A 16,502-nucleotide genomic window follows, 5' to 3' on the forward strand; every position below is an offset into this window, starting at 1 on the left:
CCTTCTCTTTTCTTATATCGGCATAACAGTAAAGAAATTAAGGTGACCTCTGGTAGGTTTTATATAAGCTTACATATTTAAAAACCGCAGCCACCTGCATTAACAGATTACCGCGGTTCTATAATCGATATCATTTTAAACATTCAATACTTCGTCAATTGCTGTAATTGGTCATGCCTAACATACCAAATATTTTCAAGCTTGGGTCTGAGTCAACAACTCTTTCCAATTTTCAGGAAATCCCATTGTTTTCACTTCCACTTTTTCATATTTATTTATTAAATCCTCTATTTTATTTACACAAAAAGTGATTTTAAGTTTTCAATTTGTTCATCTATCGTCATTGGCGGTTGATGCTGCTTAAGTTCACTCATTATTTTTCTCCCAAAAATTAAAAGACCCAACGTGGTCCGCATCGTTGAGAGGCGTGTTGGGTTCTGTCACTATCAGTATATTCCAAATCTTATAAAATTACAATGAGAATCTCATCAAACGCAAATAATTAAGAATTAAGTTGTTAATAAAAAAAATCAGATTTGAAGCAAATACGAATTTTGCTTCTTACCTGCTTATTACTTGCTTATTACCGTCTAAAATTTCTTGATTTTCATACCATCCCACAGCGTTTCTGAGTAAAGAAAAACCCCAGAAACACGAGGTTTCTGAGGTTTGTGAATTCTTTTCGATTCTTCGAAGATTATCTCTTTGAGAACTGAGGAGCACGACGTGCGGACTTGAGACCGTACTTCTTTCTCTCTTTCATTCTCGGATCTCTTGTAAGAAGTCCTGCCTTCTTGAGAACAGGTCTGTACTCAGCATCCATCTCGCAAAGTGCTCTTGAGATACCGTGACGGATAGCACCAGCCTGACCTGTAGTACCACCACCACATACATTAACAAGGATGTCAAGCTTGCCTACGTTCTGTGTAAGAACGAGTGGCTGGTTAACAATAAGCTTCAGTGTACCAAGACCGAAGTACTCGTCAAGGCTTCTCTTGTTGATTGTGATCTTTCCTGTACCAGGCATGATATAAACTCTTGCAACAGAAGACTTTCTTCTACCTGTTCCGTAATTTCTGTTTGTTGCCATCTTGATATCCTCCCTTAGAATGTAAGCTCAACAGGCTTCTGTGCCTGGTGCTTGTGATCTGCGCCAGCGTATACGAAAAGCTTCTTATACATCTGTCTGCCTAATGGTCCGTGAGGAAGCATACCCTTTACTGCATACTCGATAACCTTCTCAGGCTTCTTAGCCTTGAGATCACGAAGAGTTGTCTCACGCATTGAACCAACATACTTTGAATGTGTGCGATAAATCTTCTGCTCAAGCTTCTTACCTGTTACGGTGATCTTGTCAGCATTAACGATGATTACGTAATCTCCGCAATCAAGGAACGGTGTGTAAGTTGGCTTGTTCTTTCCGCGAAGAACCTTAGCAACCTCTGATGCAAGACGTCCAAGTGTCTTACCCTCTGCATCTACTACATACCACTTTCTGTCCTGTGCAATAGTAGAAGCTGTAGCTACGTATGAATTCATAACAACCTCCTGTTATAAGGCTACTTACTCTGGTCTCTGTCCAAAACAGAACTTCTGTCGGCCGCCGCATCGGGTTAAATGCGAGGTTTCTTCTTAATTAAGAAGAACTTCTTTCGGCGCAAGTGGTCCACTCTGAGACTGATTTCAGTATTTAATGTAGCCCGGGCCGATGCTTTCGACCCTGCTGTGAATAGTTAACTGCCCATCTTCGAGCGCAATATGCCTGTAAACGAACAGCAATACGTATTATATTTGCAATCCCTCAGGCTGTCAATACGGTTGACAGCATTTCGAAATATAAAATTAGTATAAAAATAACAGTCCCCCTGGCCCACCGACTAAACTGTTACGTATAAAATTGTTTTTAGTCCTTTTCCATAATTTCTATAATTTCTGCCAATGTCTCCGGCTCTTCATCCAGCAAATCCCTGACATCATCAAGCTCGCTCATGTCTTTGATTCCGAAAACCTTGCAGCCTGCGTCATATCCGGCATGGATACCGTTGGGGGCATCTTCCACTACGATGCACTCCTCCGGCTTAAGTCCGATCCTCTCCGCGCACTGAAGATAGATGTCCGGTGCAGGCTTTCCGTGGGTTATCATTTCCCCCGAACAGATGTAATCAAACTTTTCGGTGTAACCGGTTTTATCAAGATAATGCATAACCACCGGCTTTAGTGAAGATGAGCCCAATGCTATCCTGTAGCCCTTCTGCATTAGCCAGTCAAAAAGCTCGTCCAGCCCGGGCTTCTTGGGGATATCATTATCGATAAAATACTGATCGATATATTTCTTTCTGTAGCCTCTTTCCTCCCAGTAGTCAAAGTCGGGGTTAACTTCATTGAACATCTTTCCGATGTTTTCCATGGAGGCTCCGCGCATCTTGTTGATCATCTCGTCGGTCATGGTATAGCCTCGCTCCTTCGATGCTACCTTCCAGAAATGGTGATAAACCTTTTCCGTGTCAAACATGGTGCCGTCCATGTCGAATATAAAACCCTTGATGTTGTTATATTTCATGACTTTTTCCTTCCTGAACAAATGTCAGCCTTTTCATGATTTAGCTTCATCAATACCTGAGTTCCACCAGACATAATCCCTTTGCCGGCACCGTCGGGCCTGCTTTGGTCCTGTCTTTTTCTTCAAGGATGTTCATGATGTCCTCAGGTTCTCTCTTGCCGTTTCCCACCTGCAGCAGAGTTCCGACAATAATACGAATCATATGATACAGAAATCCGTTTCCTCTGATCCTGAAGGTGATAAGACTCGCATCTTCTTCCCGGACCTTTCTCGAAACCTTGGATAAGTTCACGTCAATCCGAACCTGTCTCGAGACGTTGGGTAACTCTACAGCTTCACAGATCTTTTCTTGGTTGTTGACCAAATCCGGGTTTTCAAATTCCCCTGAGCAGTTGGCTGAATCTACAGCTTCACAGATCTGTTCCTGGTTGCTGAACAAATCCGAGGTCTCAAATTCCCCTGAGCTGTTGGCTGAATCTACAGCTTCCGGACTCTTTCTTCCCCTATCAGAAAAGATTTCAATGCTGTAAATCTCTCTTACCGCATCTCCCCCGTGTTCAAAGACCTGACTGTCCGGATTCACAAAGCTTGTAAAATCATGAACTCCGCAGAGATACTCCGCAGCCTGCTGCATTTTTTCAATGTCTAAGGCATAGGTGAAGTTATAGGCATAAAGCCTTCCCATCGGCGAAGGGATAGGAGAATTGTCCACTTTGTATTCGTATACCTTTTCATGGGGCTCGAATCTCGGATTAAACTCCGCCGGCACTTCCTCTGCTTTAACCACTCTTATGTCTTCCGGCAGAAAACTGTTGATAGCAGAGGGGAAGTTCTCCGTAGGGATGGTGGAGTCTGTGTCAAATACGGCAACATTACCCATAGCATGCACTCCGCTGTCCGTGCGGCTTGCGCCTATAAGCTGAATGCTGTCGTCCTCCGGTGAATTTCCTTCCCCCTGGGAAAGCATACCGGAGGCAGAAGAAGGGTCTTTACCTGAGCTCCGCCTCAGCAAATTCCCTATTCCCAATGTGAGCATCCCCTGAATAGTAGGCTTATCACCTTCGGGCTTTTCCTTCGTAGGATTCTGGATCTGCCAGCCTTTGTAACCGGTCCCGTCATATGCGATTGTTAATTTGATACGTCGTTTCATGCTAAATTGAAAACTCACTCATCCTTAAAAACCAATAACTCACTCTCTTATTCCAATCTTCTTTGATTTTTTCATCCTGAAGCCACGAACCCAAAGCTTTTTTAACTTATTCGAATACCGGTAATGATCAAACCATCTATTCCGATTACGGTTATATAATAAAAACCCGGCTCTGATCAAATCAGAGTAACAAATCTCGATCCTACCGCCCCCGCGAAATACAGAAACATCAGGAAGTATGCAATTCTGTCTCTTCCCTCATATTTCAGAGGCTTCATCTTGGTTCTGCCCTCGCCGCCGCGGTAGCATCTTGCTTCCATGGCCATGGCGAGATCATTGGCTCTTCTGAAGGCTCCGATGAAAAGCGGTACCAGAATAGGAACCATGGCTTTTGCACGCTGAATGATGTTTCCCGATTCGAAATCCGCACCTCTTGCCTGCTGAGCCTTCATGATCTTGTCGGTTTCTTCTATAAGAATAGGAATAAATCTGAGTGCAATGGACATCATCATTGAAATCTCATGCACAGGCACGCCTATCTTCTTGAAGCCCCGGAGGCCCTTTTCCATTCCGTCTGTAAGCTGGTTGGGCGTTGTTGTGAGGGTCATAAGTGATGAACCCATAACAAGGAGGATCAGTCTTATACCCATTTTCAGGGCGATGGTCAGACCTTCCTTTGAAATTTTCAGTATTCCAAGCTGGAAGAGCGGCTCTCCAGGTGTCAGAAACAGATTGAAGCTCACGGAAATGAGAAGCAGGATCAGGATGTTCTTAAGTCCCTTTGTCATGAACTTGAAGGGAACATTGCTTAGTTTAATGAGTATTCCCAGCACCACAGCTGCCACCGCATACATTGTCCAGCTGTCCACCACAAAGAGAGCAATCAGGAATACCAGTGTTCCCAGCAGCTTGACTCGAGGATCAAGTCTATGGATAACAGAGTCAACAGGATAATATTGTCCCAAAGTTATTTCTCTGATCATCTTTCTGCCTCCTTTCCGGAAGCATCGTTTTTATTCGATTTAATTGATTCATTATATCGTTTCCATAGATCAATGATACAGTCCGCCATTTCTGACACAGTATCCGGACGATCTTCAAAGCGAATGCCTACGTCCTTTAAATCATGAATAAGATATGTCATCTGCGGAGCGCCCAGTCCCATGCCTTCCAGCTCCTTATATCTCTTGAATATTTCCTCAGGTGTTCCCGCCATCTTAAGCTCACCGTGATCCAGAACGATGACCTGGTCAGTGTATCTCGCCACGTCATCCATGGAGTGTGAAACCAGAATGATGGTCATGCCCACCTTATCATGAAGCTCCCTTATCTGCTTGAAAAGATCATCTCTTCCGGCAGGGTCGAGTCCCGCAGTAGGCTCATCCAGAATCAGAACTTCCGGATGCATAGCCAGAACTCCCGCTATGGCAACTCTTCTCTTCTGACCGCCGCTCAGTTCAAAGGGCGATTTTTTCCAGAATTTGCTGTCAAGCCCCACCATCTTAAGGGCTTCTTCCGCTCTCTTTCTGGCTTCATCCTCACTGAGCCCCTGATTTTTCGGTCCAAACATTACGTCAGTTATAACATCAACTTCAAAAAGCTGATACTCGGGGTACTGAAAAACCAGTCCGATCTTGAATCTGAGCTGCTTCATGTTGAAGTTGGTATCATAAATATTGATAAATCCTGTACCCTGACCTGATTCATTCGAGTCATTGAGGGAGGTTCCCTTTAAGGTGTCGGCATTAGCCCCATCCTTTTTCTCTTCATTACCGGAATTTTCGGGGTTGTTTTTCACATTTGAAACAGGCTCGGAGCCTTTATATACGTTTTTAGAATTATTGCCGGTTTTTATGAGGTCAGCATTGTCCCTGAAGTTTACCTCTATCACGCCCTCTGTGGCCTTCAACAGCCCGTTGAGATGCTGTGTTAATGTTGACTTGCCGGAACCTGTGTGGCCGATAAAACCAACTATGGAACCCCGCTGAACATCGAAGGACACATCCTTAAGGGCATAACTCTCCATGGCCGTCCCCTTTTGATATACATGATCCAGGTGACGGACTCTGATTACAGGGTCTGTTATATCTATATGAAGGGGCTTACGTTTTACGAAGTTTGGCTCAAAATCCACCTGCTTCGGCAGGCACTTCTGAAGGCAGCTGACAAGCTCTTTTCTGGTAAGAACCGAATCCGGTACCGGCATTCCGGCCTTCTGTAATTTCCAGGCAAGCTCGGTGACCTCCGGCACATCCATGCGGATAGCCTTAAGCTCTTCAACATTCTTGAACACCTCTTTTGGGGTGCCGTCCATTACGATTTTGCCCTGGTTCATGACGATGATTCTGTCTGCATCCACCGTTTCTTCCATATAGTGGGTGATCAGTATGATTGTCACTCCCTGAGTTTTGTTGAGCTCTTTTATGGTTCTGATTACTTCCGCACGTCCTGTGGGGTCCAGCATGGCTGTGGGCTCATCAAGCACTATGGTTTTCGGGATCATTGCCATAGTTCCGGCTATTGCCACTCTTTGCTTCTGCCCGCCGCTGAGTCTGTTGGGTGATTTCATCCTGTAGGCTGTCATTCCCACCGCCTCAAGGGCAGTATTTACCCTTTTCCAGATTTCCTCTGTGGGAATTCCGATGTTTTCAGGTCCGAAACCTACGTCCTCTTCCACCACCGAGGCAATGATCTGGTTATCGGGATTCTGGAAAACCATTCCGGTCTCTTTTCTGATATCCCAAAGCTCCTGTTCATTTCTTGTATCTTTAGAGCTGACTAAAAGTGTACCCTCAGACGGCAGATTCAGTCCATTGATGAGTTTTGCCAATGTTGACTTGCCGGAACCGTTGTGGCCCAGAACACACACAAAATCTCCTGCATCAATGGAAACATTAACCCCGTCAAGGGCTCTGGTACTTTCCACAACCTTATCATTTTCATCGGTTCGTATGTAGTTATAAACCAGATTGATCGCTTCAATGATTTTCAATTTATTCACCCAGACTTGTTGACCGATAGCAGTCAACCATTTCAAAAAATATAGTTTTCAGCGAGTTTAGTATATTAAAAATAGGCATAAAATACAATGGCAGACCGTAAATGGCCTGCCATTAATACATTAATATAAATTAGTGAATCCAATGTCCGTCGTCGGCTAACTGGTAGCTTCCAAGTACAGTGGTGCCTCTTGCCATCTGGCCGTAGTCATTGTCACTTGCACTCTTCTGAGGATAGAAATAATAGTACTGCTCATTTTCATATCCGTCCTTGATCATAACCCAGCCTGTTACCATCCTGCCTTCTGCATCAAAGAAATAGCTCTTTTCACCGATGGTTACCAGGTTGTTTCTGTACATAAGACCATAGTTCTCTCCGGTCTGAGGATTGAAGTAGTACCAGGCATTGTTTATCTTAACCCATCCGGTCTTCATGTCTCCGTTTGGTGAAAGGTAATAGGTCCTGTAGTCATCTTTGTTATAGAAGCCTGTGACCATCCTGCCTTCAGAATCAAATCTGTAGTAGGTATTTTTCCAGATGAGCCAATCATTTGCAACCAGCGTGCCCTGAGAGGTCTTGAAATACCAGTTATTTCCTTGTTTGTACCAGGAGCCTGTGGTATAAGTACTGCCTGAAGAATTGTACGTATTTACAGCATTATTTACCACTTCTGTGCTGTGCCCCGGTAATGTCGTCATCTGGCCTGTTGATGAGTTATAAACTGTAAATACGGCACCGGAATTGTTATAATCATAATTTCCGTTCTGGACAGAAGTTGACAGATTACCAATGTTGTTGCTGTATCCTGCCACACCGGTAGTTGCATTGACATAATTTGAACCAGTATTTGAATTTAATATATAAGTTGAATTCGGATACTGGCCTGTTCCGTCAGATACCTGCTCCTGTGAGATGTTAAGGAATTCCGAAGCAATCTTTTCAGACTCTTTTCCACTTGAAAGTTGAGCGTTAGTATAAGGAACCGTAGCCACTTCAAAGTAATATGCTGCAACTCTTGTCATATAAGGATACAGATTTATACTGGTCTGATCCGTTATAATAGAGGTTACTTTTGTACTGTCCCTATATACATTAACTCTATAATATCCCGAAGATATAGAAGGAGGTGTCCAGGTTGCTTTACCCAATACATAGGAACTCCAAACCGGAGCTGTTGGTGCATCATAAGTTCCTTTTATACCGTTAAGGGAGATTATAACTCTCAAACCGTAGTTTCCTTCGAGTCTTGCCGAAACAAAAGATCCGCCGGTTATATGTACATTAGAGCTGTCATAGGTTCCACTGAAATAATAATATGTATAATTATCATTGTTACGTTCTTTTTCGTTTGCAGTGAGATATATTTCAACATAAGGAGTCATGGAAACACCATAGGCACTGTCCCCGTACCAGGCAACATTGTCAATATCATACTCTCCATTATCCGGTACCGTAAAATCATTCTCCGATATTGAGGGTAATCCTGAGGAAGAAGTATCATATTCACTATGTCTGAGATAATCTTCAACTTTTATTCTGACACTCGTAATTCTGACATTACGATCCTTTGCCGATATCAAAAAAGCAAAATTCATGATAAATATGGTTGCGATCAAAACAGCACACAAACTTTTCTTTACCATACTTTTATATTTCATACCCACTCCACTCATTTCGGGAATAGTCCCCTCCAAAAAAATATAGAATTCTACACGCTAAGTATACCATTTAAAATTAAATATACTTATTACGTTTATATAACAATCAAGAGGCTTATTTTCACACAATACCATCAGGGACGGTTCTCGCCGGACAGAACTGTCCCCGATGGACAATAAAGCACAAAAAAAGAATCGTCAGAAGACGATTCTTTTTTATATCAATTATTATTTAATCTGAAAGATTATACCAGCTCAAGGAGAACTTCCATAGCTGCGTCACCCTTTCTGAGACCAACCTTAACGATACGTGTATAACCACCGTTACGTGTAGCATACTTTGCACCGTACTCGTCGAAAAGCTTTGCAGCAAGATCAACCTTCTTTGTGTTCTTCTTCTGTCCTGCCTTCTCCTTAGGTACCTCAGTTACAGGGTAAAGGTATGCAAGGATCTGACGACGAGCAGCAAGTCTTGAAGGCTTATCCTTCTTGATTGTCTTCTCTACTTCGTCATAAACTGTAACCTTCTTACCGTCAACAACTTCCTTAACGCGCTTTCCGTCAGCATCCTTACGAGCAACCTTAGCCTTAACAGTAACTTCCTCGAAGTTATCCTTCTCCTTTACTGCAAGAGCGATAAGCTTCTCAGCCTGCTTACGTACTTCCTTAGCACGTGCCTCTGTTGTAAAAATTCTTCCATTGTGGAAAAGAGATGTTGTAAGAGCACGAAGCATAGCCTGTCTCTGTCTTGACTCTCTTCCTAACTTTCTGTACTTTGCCATTTTATATTTCCTCCACCGTGCTTTTTAGTCTTACCGGTAAATTCATCTCAGCATCTGTGGCCTTTCACAGAGCTCATACAATAAGAGAAGATTACTCTTCTCTTATTGTAAGGCTAAGATTTAATTCCTTAAGTTTTTGTAATACTTCCTCAAGAGACTTACGACCAAGGTTTCTAACCTTCATCATATCCTCAGGAGTCTTTGAGCAAAGCTCCTGAACAGTATTGATTCCTGCTCTCTTAAGGCAGTTATAGGAACGAACTGAAAGCTCAAGTTCGTCAATATTCATCTCGAGCACTTTTTCCTTCTCATCGTCAGGCTTCTCAACCATAACCTCAGCTGTCTGAGCATCCTGAGAAAGCTCTACGAAGAATGATAAATGCTCTGAAAGGAACTTAGCTGCATCAGATACAGCATCGTCCGGACTCATTGTTCCGTTGGTAAATACGTCAAGTGTAAGCTTGTCGTAATCGGTCATATTGCCTACACGGGTATTGTTGATTGACATATTTACACGCTCAACAGGTGTATAGATAGCATCAACATCTATCACTCCTGTTGGAAGATCATTTGTCTTTGTTCTATCGGCACCTACATAGCCTCTGCCCGAAGTAACTGTGATTTCCATCTCAAAATTCGCAGTACCATCTGTGGTTGCAATCTTCTGATCCGGATTGAGAATCTCGATACCTTCTGTAAGCTGTATGTCAGATGCAGTAGCTACACCTTCACCATCAAAGTTAAGATATAAGATCTTCGGGTCATCGGAGGACGATGTGTTCTTAATTTCAAGACTCTTAAGGTTCATGATAACCTCAGTCAGGGTATCCTTGACACCTGGAATAGTATCACTTTCCTTATCGGCACCAATGATTTTAACCTGAGATACCGCAGTACCAGGTAATGCAGAAAGCATAATTCGTTTCAAAGCATTGCCCAGAGTTGTTCCGTAACCTCTTTCCAAAGGTTCGCAAACAAATCTGCCGTACTTCTTATCATCTGAAATCTCAACAATCTCAATGTTTGGTTTCTCAAAATCGAACATGCAATGCCTCCTTTATTGCAGGCTAATTATTTTGAATACAACTCGACGATAAGCATCTCGTTTACAGGAACATCGATTTCCTCTCTTGAAGGAAGCTGCTTTACAGTAGCCTTAAGATTTTCCTGATCAGCATCAAGCCAAGCCGGTACTAAACGACCGTTTGTAACCTCAAGGATATCCTTGAATCTCTGAAGAGACTTCTTGTTCTCCTTAACAGCTACAACATCGCCGGCTGATACAAGGTATGAAGGTATATTTACAACCTTGCCGTTAACAGTGATAAGTCTGTGTCCAACAACCTGACGTGCCTCACGACGAGTACGTGCAAGACCCATTCTGAAGATTACGTTATCAAGGCGAGACTCAAGGAGAACCATAAGGTTTGTACCTGTCTGTCCCTTCATCTTGTTTGCCTTAGCATAGTAATTTCTGAAAGGCTTCTCAAGAACGCCATAGATGAACTTAGCCTTCTGCTTCTCACGGAGCTGAGTGCCATACTCTGACATCTTACGACGAGCATTTCTAAGCTGTCTGTTAGACTTCTTATCAATTCCTAAAAATACAGGGTCAAGTCCAAGTGACCTGCATCTTTTAAGTACGGGAGTTTTATCAACTGCCATAATTCTTTCTCCTTATTAATATCATCTAAAATCAAGTGATACGTCCTTTACATCCGTAGACTTCTTCGGACAGATCTGCCGCTATTTTATACATACTGCGGCCTATGTCTTTTAAGTTTTGCCTAAAGATAATCCAAAAAAGATTATACTCTCCTGCGCTTTGGTGGACGGCATCCGTTATGTGGAACCGGTGTTACATCCTTGATAGATGTTACCTCAAGACCATTAGCCTGAAGTGCACGAATAGCTGCCTCACGTCCTGATCCTGGTCCCTTTACGCTAACATCCACATACTTTAAGCCGTGTACTAAAGCTGCCTTAACAGCAGTTTCAGCAGCCATCTGAGCTGCATATGGAGTAGATTTTCTTGAACCTTTGAATCCAAGACCACCGGCACTTGCCCATGAAAGAGCGTTACCTTCTGCATCTGTCAGTGTAACGATAGTGTTGTTGAAAGATGCCTGAATATGTGCCTGTCCGCGTTCAACGTTTTTCTTTACGCGCTTCTTTGTTACTCTCTTACCTGAAGCCATATTAAAACTAACCTACTTTCCTTTACTAGTCTTCCTGTATTTAAAACATGAAGATCACAATAGTTACTTCTGATTTTCATCAGATTTGGATCATTTCTGATCCGGACTTGTTTTTACCTACAAGCTGAAGCAAAATTACTTCTTCTTGTTAGCTACAGTCTTACGTGGTCCCTTACGTGTTCTGGCATTGGTCTTTGTCTTCTGACCTCTAACCGGAAGTCCCTTTCTGTGACGGATTCCGCGGAAGCAGCCAATCTCCTGAAGTCTCTTGATGTCAAGAGCAACTGCTCTTCTGAGATCACCTTCCACTGTCTGGTTCTCTGCAATATAGTTTGCGAGTACCTTTACTTCGTCGTCAGTGAGATCCTTAACACGTGTGTCAGGGTTAACGCCTGTTGCCTTGAGAATCTTATCAGCTGAAGACTGTCCGATACCATAAATATATGTCAGACCAATCTCAATACGCTTCTCTCTAGGTAAATCGACACCTGCAATACGAGCCATTTTTGTTTCCTCCTGTTAAAATTAACCTTGTCTCTGCTTGTGCTTAGGGTTTTCGCAGATAATTCTGATAGAGCCTTTACGCTTAATGACTTTGCATTTCTCGCAGATAGGCTTTACTGATGATCTTACCTTCATAGTAATTCCCCTTTCTAATAACGAATTCGAACAAAGTTGCCGTATTATTCTAACAAAAGCCTCTTTAATTGTAAAGTGCTTTTTTAATTTAATTGTAAGAATTACTTATACAGCTTTATTTGTCTCTCCAGATGATCCTGCCCTTTGAAAGGTCATATGGTGATAACTCAATTGTTACCTTGTCACCCGGAAGAATTCTAATGTAATTCATACGAAGCTTTCCGGAAATGTGTGCAAGTACCTGATGACCATTCTCAAGTTCTACCTGGAACATTGCATTCGGAAGTTTTTCAATTACTTTACCAGTAATCTCAATTACATCTGATTTTGACATTCAGTTCTCCTCTTCATTATTTAATAATTTCTTCTTATCAATTAACCAGACTTAGGATCTCAGGTCCATTCTCTGTAATAAGAATCGTATTTTCATAGTGGCATGAAAGGCTTCCGTCATCCGGAATAACCGACCAGCCATTCGAGCCTGTATGCACTTCCGGTGAACCCAGTGTTATCATGGGCTCTACTGCAAGTACCATACCTGCACATAACTTTGGTCCTTTTCTATGGAGATCATAGTTTGGAACCTCGGGATCCATATGTATCTCACTTCCGATGCCGTGTCCACAATAATCTGTTATGACTCCGCACCCCTGTGATTCAACGTAATTCCCGATGGTGGAACAGATATCATTTAAATGATTTCCTTCCACCGCCTGCTCTGCACCCTTCCAGAATGCATCGTAGCAGACCTTCATAATTTTCTTCGCATCATCGGAAACATTACCCACTGCCCAGGTTCTGGTTGCATCTGAATTGTAACCGTGAAAACTTGTGCAGGTATCAATGGAAACAATATCGCCTTCTTTGAGAATGCGGCGTCTGTCCGGAATGCCATGAATTACTTCTTCATTTACGGAAATGCAGCAACATCCGGGGAAATCATACAGACCCTTCATGCTTGGGAAACCTCCAAGCTTACGCATGATCTTTTCTGCATACTCGTCAAGCTCTCCGGTGCTTATGCCGGGCTTAATCTTCTCTCCGACTCTGTTATGCATTTCGCCGAGAATCTTTCCGGCTTCTCTCATCAATTCTATTTCTCGTTTTGATTTGATTTCTATCATTTAATACTTCTTTCCGACTCAAACTTAGAAACTTATGATCTATCAAAAACATTATTTGTTCTCAAGAACCTTAACTACATCGTTAAATACTTCCTGAAGCTCTTTGGTACCGTCAACCTCACAGAAAACGCCTTCATTCTTATAATAAGAAATAAGTGGCTCAGTCTGCTTATGGTAAACATTTAAACGATCCTGAACAGTCTCAGGTTTATCATCTGAACGGATGATAAGTTCGCTTCCGCACTTATCGCAAATGTTTTCCTTCTGAGGAGCTGCATATACGATATGATAGGTTGCACCGCATTTAGGGCAGGCTCTTCTTCCTGACATACGTGTAAGAATTGCTTCATCAGGTACATTTATATCCAGAGCAAAATCGATCTTGTCTCCCTTATCGGCAAGTGCCTTTGTAAGACTTTCTGCCTGAGGGATGGTACGTGGGAAGCCATCAAGTACATAGCCATCCTTGCAATCATCCTCGGCAATTCTGTCTAAAAGCATACCGATAGTAACTTCATCAGGAACCAGCTGTCCCTTGTCCATATATGACTTAGCTTTCATACCGAGTTCAGTTCCGCCTTTAATATTGGCTCTGAAAATGTCTCCGGTTGAAATATGAGGAATGCCAAACTTATCTGCGATTTTAATTGCCTGTGTGCCTTTGCCCGCACCGGGCGCTCCTAACATAACGATCTTCATATGAGGCCTCCATATAATATACATGTTAACGTAAATGTCTTCAAATACGTTTATTGTATAACGAGTAAACGCATTTTAGTTCAATGAGATCAACATTTAATGGCGTTTACGAGTATAAACACTTTTAGCCTCCCCGGAAAATAGTCCTGAGGAGGCTTTTGTTATGATCAGTCGTTTAAAAATCCCTTGTAATTTCTTACAACCATCTGTGATTCAATAGCCTTAAGTGTCTCAAGCACAACTCCGATTATGATGATAAGCGAAGTACCCGCAAAAGATATACGACCCACATTGAATACTCCCGAAACAAAGATCGGAACTATTGCAACGATTGCAAGGCCGGTTGCACCGATAAAAATGATATATTTAAGAATATTATCAAGATAATCGCTGGTAGGCTTACCCGGACGAATACCCGGAATAAATCCACCCTGCTTCTTCATGTTATTTGCCACTTCCAAAGGATTGAAAGAAATGGAAGTGTAGAAATAAGCGAAGAAATACAGAAGTGCAATATAAACTATCAAACCAATGCTGTAGATAGGCGCATCAGGATTACACCATGAACCGGAATTAAGGCCCATAAGGATCTTGCCCCATACTGTGCCGTAATCTACCTTCAGAACCTGTCCGATAACAACAGGCATGGTCATAAGTGAACTTGCAAAGATAACCGGCATAACGCTGGCCGTATTTACCTTAAGAGGAATTGATGAAGACTGACCTCCTACAAGACCTCTGCCCTGTACTCTACGGCTGTACTGAACCGGAATCTTACGTTCAGCATCAGTCAAAACGACTGTAAAAGCTACAAGAGCAATGATGCATGCAGCAATAATGATAGCTGCTACAACCATTGTCGCAACATTTTTCCCCTGTATGAATCTAACATACAAAGTCTGAAAATCAGTAGGAATAGATGAAAGGATATTAAAAAGAAGAACCAGTGAAATACCGTTACCGATTCCCTTATCAGTTATCTGTTCACCAATCCACATGAGAAGTGCAGATCCTGTTGTCATTGTAATTACCGCAATAGCAACATCTGCAATCTTTCTCAACATGCTCGCATCAGCGTAACCGATGAGAAGCCCCTGTCCACCGAATCCTACGGCCATCGCAGTTGACTCAATAAGAGCAAGTCCGATAGTCACATATCTTGTGTACTCAGTGAGCTTCTTTCTTCCCTCTTCACCATCCTTCTGTAACTCTTCAAGTGCAGGAATTGCAACTGTGAGGAGCTGGATGATGATGGATGAAGTAATATACGGTGTGATTGACAATGCGAAGACCGACAGCTGCTCGAAAGAGCCACCGGTCATCGTATTAAACCAACCAAATGCATCATTATCAGCCATGCTTTTGAAAAGCTCGGCAAAATATCCTGAGTTTACACCCGGAATAGGAAGATTCGATCCAAACCTAATTACTACGAGCATAAGGAAAACGAATAAAAGTCTATCTCTTAAATCCTTTACCTTAAATGCATTTAGTATTGATTTGAACATTAGATTACCTCACAGGTTCCGCCTAAAGCTTCAATCTTTTCCTTTGCTGATGCAGAGAAAGCTGTTAACTTAACATTGAGCTTCTTTGTAAGTTCACCATTTCCAAGAACCTTAACACCATCGTTAATCTTCTTAATGATTCCCTTGTTAAGAAGAGCCTCAATTGTAACTTCCTCACCATCGTTGAACTTTGTCTCAAGAACAGAAAGGTTGATTCCTGTGATAACCTTAGAGTTAGGATCCTTGAATCCTCTCTTAGGAATACGTCTGAATAAAGGCATCTGACCACCTTCGAATCCTGGTCTTGGTGCTCCTGATCTTGCCTTCTGACCCTTATGGCCCTTACCGGCTGTCTTGCCATTTCCTGAACCATGGCCACGGCCACGTCTGAAATTCTTTGACTGCTTAGCGCCGTCAGCCGGCTTTAAATTAGCTAACTCCATTGTATGCCTCCTTAGATTTCTTCAACTTTTACAAGATGGTTAACTCTCTGAATCATACCTCTTGTAGCGCCATTGTCCTGAAGCTCTACTGTCTGACGAATCTTACGAAGACCAAGAGCCTGAACGGTTGCTCTCTGCTTAGGGATAGCACCGATTGGAGACTTTACAAGTGTAATCTTTAACTTCTTATCTGCCATTACTTTACCCTCCCTGATCAACCTGTGATCTCAGCTACAGTTTTACCGCGAAGTGCAGCAAACTCCTCAGGTGTCTTCATTGAAGTAAGACCTGTGATTGTAGCAAGAACGACATTTGTCTTATTGTTTGAACCTAAAGACTTTGTACGGATATTTCTGATACCGGCAAGCTCAAGAACTGAACGTGCAGGACCACCAGCGATGATACCGGTTCCTTCAGGTGCCTTCTTAAGAAGTACTGTTGCACTTCCAAACTTACCTACATAATCATGTGGTACAGACTTCTCTTCTGTTACAGGAATTGTAACGATAGACTTGCAAGCAGCCTCACGTGCCTTACGGATAGCCTCAGGAACCTCAACTGCCTTACCGATACCACAACCTACATGGCCATTGCCATCTCCAACTACTACGAGAGCTGAGAATCTAACGGTACGACCACCCTTTACAGTTTTCGCAACACGCTTGATGGCAACGACGTTGTCGTTTAATTCTAACTGATTTGCATCAATTCTTTCACGCTTCATCTTGCTTGTTCTCCTCT

At 42.6% G+C, this 16,502-nt stretch carries 20 protein-coding genes; all 20 read right to left on the reverse strand.

Going from position 1 to position 16,502, the window contains the following annotated elements; genetic code table 11:
• Positions 1-697: 697 nt before the first annotated feature.
• The 20 genes from rpsI to rpsE all read right to left on the reverse strand — a co-directional run bounded on the left by rpsI (position 698) and on the right by rpsE (position 16,485).
• Positions 698-1,090 carry a 30S ribosomal protein S9 gene (rpsI, locus tag G625_RS0101345; RefSeq protein ID WP_029199671.1) on the reverse strand — a complete coding sequence of 131 codons (393 nt, stop codon included), beginning with the start codon at positions 1,088-1,090 and terminating at the stop codon, positions 698-700.
• A gap of 14 nt (positions 1,091-1,104) precedes the next feature.
• Positions 1,105-1,539 (reverse strand): 50S ribosomal protein L13, encoded by a 435-nt coding sequence (gene rplM / locus G625_RS0101350; protein ID WP_029199672.1) that lies wholly within the window; start codon positions 1,537-1,539, stop codon positions 1,105-1,107.
• A gap of 364 nt (positions 1,540-1,903) precedes the next feature.
• Positions 1,904-2,560 carry an HAD family hydrolase gene (locus G625_RS0101355; RefSeq protein ID WP_029199673.1) on the reverse strand — a complete coding sequence of 219 codons (657 nt, stop codon included), beginning with the start codon at positions 2,558-2,560 and terminating at the stop codon, positions 1,904-1,906.
• Between the two features lie 49 nt (positions 2,561-2,609).
• Positions 2,610-3,710 (reverse strand): tRNA pseudouridine synthase A, encoded by a 1,101-nt coding sequence (locus G625_RS20860; RefSeq protein ID WP_029199674.1) that lies wholly within the window; start codon positions 3,708-3,710, stop codon positions 2,610-2,612.
• 176 nt (positions 3,711-3,886) lie between these two features.
• Positions 3,887-4,693 carry an energy-coupling factor transporter transmembrane component T family protein gene (locus G625_RS0101365; protein WP_029199675.1) on the reverse strand — a complete coding sequence of 269 codons (807 nt, stop codon included), beginning with the start codon at positions 4,691-4,693 and terminating at the stop codon, positions 3,887-3,889.
• Positions 4,690-6,702 carry an energy-coupling factor transporter ATPase gene (locus G625_RS17885; RefSeq protein WP_044931190.1) on the reverse strand — a complete coding sequence of 671 codons (2,013 nt, stop codon included), beginning with the start codon at positions 6,700-6,702 and terminating at the stop codon, positions 4,690-4,692. The genes G625_RS0101365 and G625_RS17885 overlap by 4 nt, the downstream gene beginning before the upstream one ends.
• Before the next feature lie 139 nt (positions 6,703-6,841).
• On the reverse strand, positions 6,842-8,368 hold the full coding sequence (locus tag G625_RS0101375; protein WP_198014811.1) for a hypothetical protein: 1,527 nt from the start codon (positions 8,366-8,368) through the stop codon (positions 6,842-6,844).
• Between the two features lie 245 nt (positions 8,369-8,613).
• Positions 8,614-9,150 (reverse strand): bL17 family ribosomal protein, encoded by a 537-nt coding sequence (locus tag G625_RS23395; protein WP_029199677.1) that lies wholly within the window; start codon positions 9,148-9,150, stop codon positions 8,614-8,616.
• A gap of 91 nt (positions 9,151-9,241) precedes the next feature.
• A complete protein-coding gene (locus G625_RS0101385; protein WP_029199678.1) occupies positions 9,242-10,195 on the reverse strand; it encodes a DNA-directed RNA polymerase subunit alpha in 954 nt (317 codons plus the stop codon).
• 26 nt (positions 10,196-10,221) lie between these two features.
• Complete coding sequence (gene rpsD / locus G625_RS0101390; RefSeq protein ID WP_029199679.1) at positions 10,222-10,815, reverse strand: 30S ribosomal protein S4; 594 nt, start codon at positions 10,813-10,815, stop codon at positions 10,222-10,224.
• A gap of 143 nt (positions 10,816-10,958) precedes the next feature.
• Positions 10,959-11,348, reverse strand: a complete 390-nt coding sequence (rpsK, locus tag G625_RS0101395) for a 30S ribosomal protein S11 (protein WP_029199680.1) — start codon at positions 11,346-11,348, stop codon at positions 10,959-10,961.
• 135 nt (positions 11,349-11,483) lie between these two features.
• Positions 11,484-11,852, reverse strand: coding sequence for a 30S ribosomal protein S13 (gene rpsM, locus G625_RS0101400; protein WP_029199681.1), 369 nt, complete (start codon positions 11,850-11,852; stop codon positions 11,484-11,486).
• A 21-nt stretch (positions 11,853-11,873) separates the two neighbouring features.
• Positions 11,874-11,987, reverse strand: a complete 114-nt coding sequence (gene rpmJ, locus G625_RS0101405) for a 50S ribosomal protein L36 (RefSeq protein ID WP_003022746.1) — start codon at positions 11,985-11,987, stop codon at positions 11,874-11,876.
• Between the two features lie 115 nt (positions 11,988-12,102).
• Complete coding sequence (gene infA, locus G625_RS0101410; RefSeq protein ID WP_007157657.1) at positions 12,103-12,321, reverse strand: translation initiation factor IF-1; 219 nt, start codon at positions 12,319-12,321, stop codon at positions 12,103-12,105.
• Between the two features lie 37 nt (positions 12,322-12,358).
• The gene (map, locus tag G625_RS0101415; RefSeq protein ID WP_029199682.1) at positions 12,359-13,111 is read right to left on the reverse strand and encodes a type I methionyl aminopeptidase; all 753 of its coding nucleotides are present in this window, start codon (positions 13,109-13,111) and stop codon (positions 12,359-12,361) included.
• 51 nt (positions 13,112-13,162) lie between these two features.
• Positions 13,163-13,810, reverse strand: coding sequence for an adenylate kinase (locus G625_RS0101420; protein WP_029199683.1), 648 nt, complete (start codon positions 13,808-13,810; stop codon positions 13,163-13,165).
• Between the two features lie 167 nt (positions 13,811-13,977).
• Positions 13,978-15,318, reverse strand: coding sequence for a preprotein translocase subunit SecY (secY, locus tag G625_RS0101425; protein WP_029199684.1), 1,341 nt, complete (start codon positions 15,316-15,318; stop codon positions 13,978-13,980).
• On the reverse strand, positions 15,318-15,761 hold the full coding sequence (rplO, locus tag G625_RS0101430) for a 50S ribosomal protein L15 (RefSeq protein WP_029199685.1): 444 nt from the start codon (positions 15,759-15,761) through the stop codon (positions 15,318-15,320). Before rplO ends, secY begins: the two co-directional genes overlap by 1 nt.
• A gap of 11 nt (positions 15,762-15,772) precedes the next feature.
• A complete protein-coding gene (rpmD, locus tag G625_RS0101435) occupies positions 15,773-15,958 on the reverse strand; it encodes a 50S ribosomal protein L30 (protein WP_029199686.1) in 186 nt (61 codons plus the stop codon).
• Positions 15,959-15,975: 17 nt separating this feature from the next.
• Positions 15,976-16,485, reverse strand: coding sequence for a 30S ribosomal protein S5 (gene rpsE / locus G625_RS0101440; protein ID WP_029199687.1), 510 nt, complete (start codon positions 16,483-16,485; stop codon positions 15,976-15,978).
• Between the last annotated feature and the right edge of the window lie 17 nt (positions 16,486-16,502).

It is taken from the genome of Oribacterium sp. NK2B42, from assembly GCF_000424445.1.
Lineage (GTDB): Bacteria > Bacillota > Clostridia > Lachnospirales > Lachnospiraceae > Oribacterium.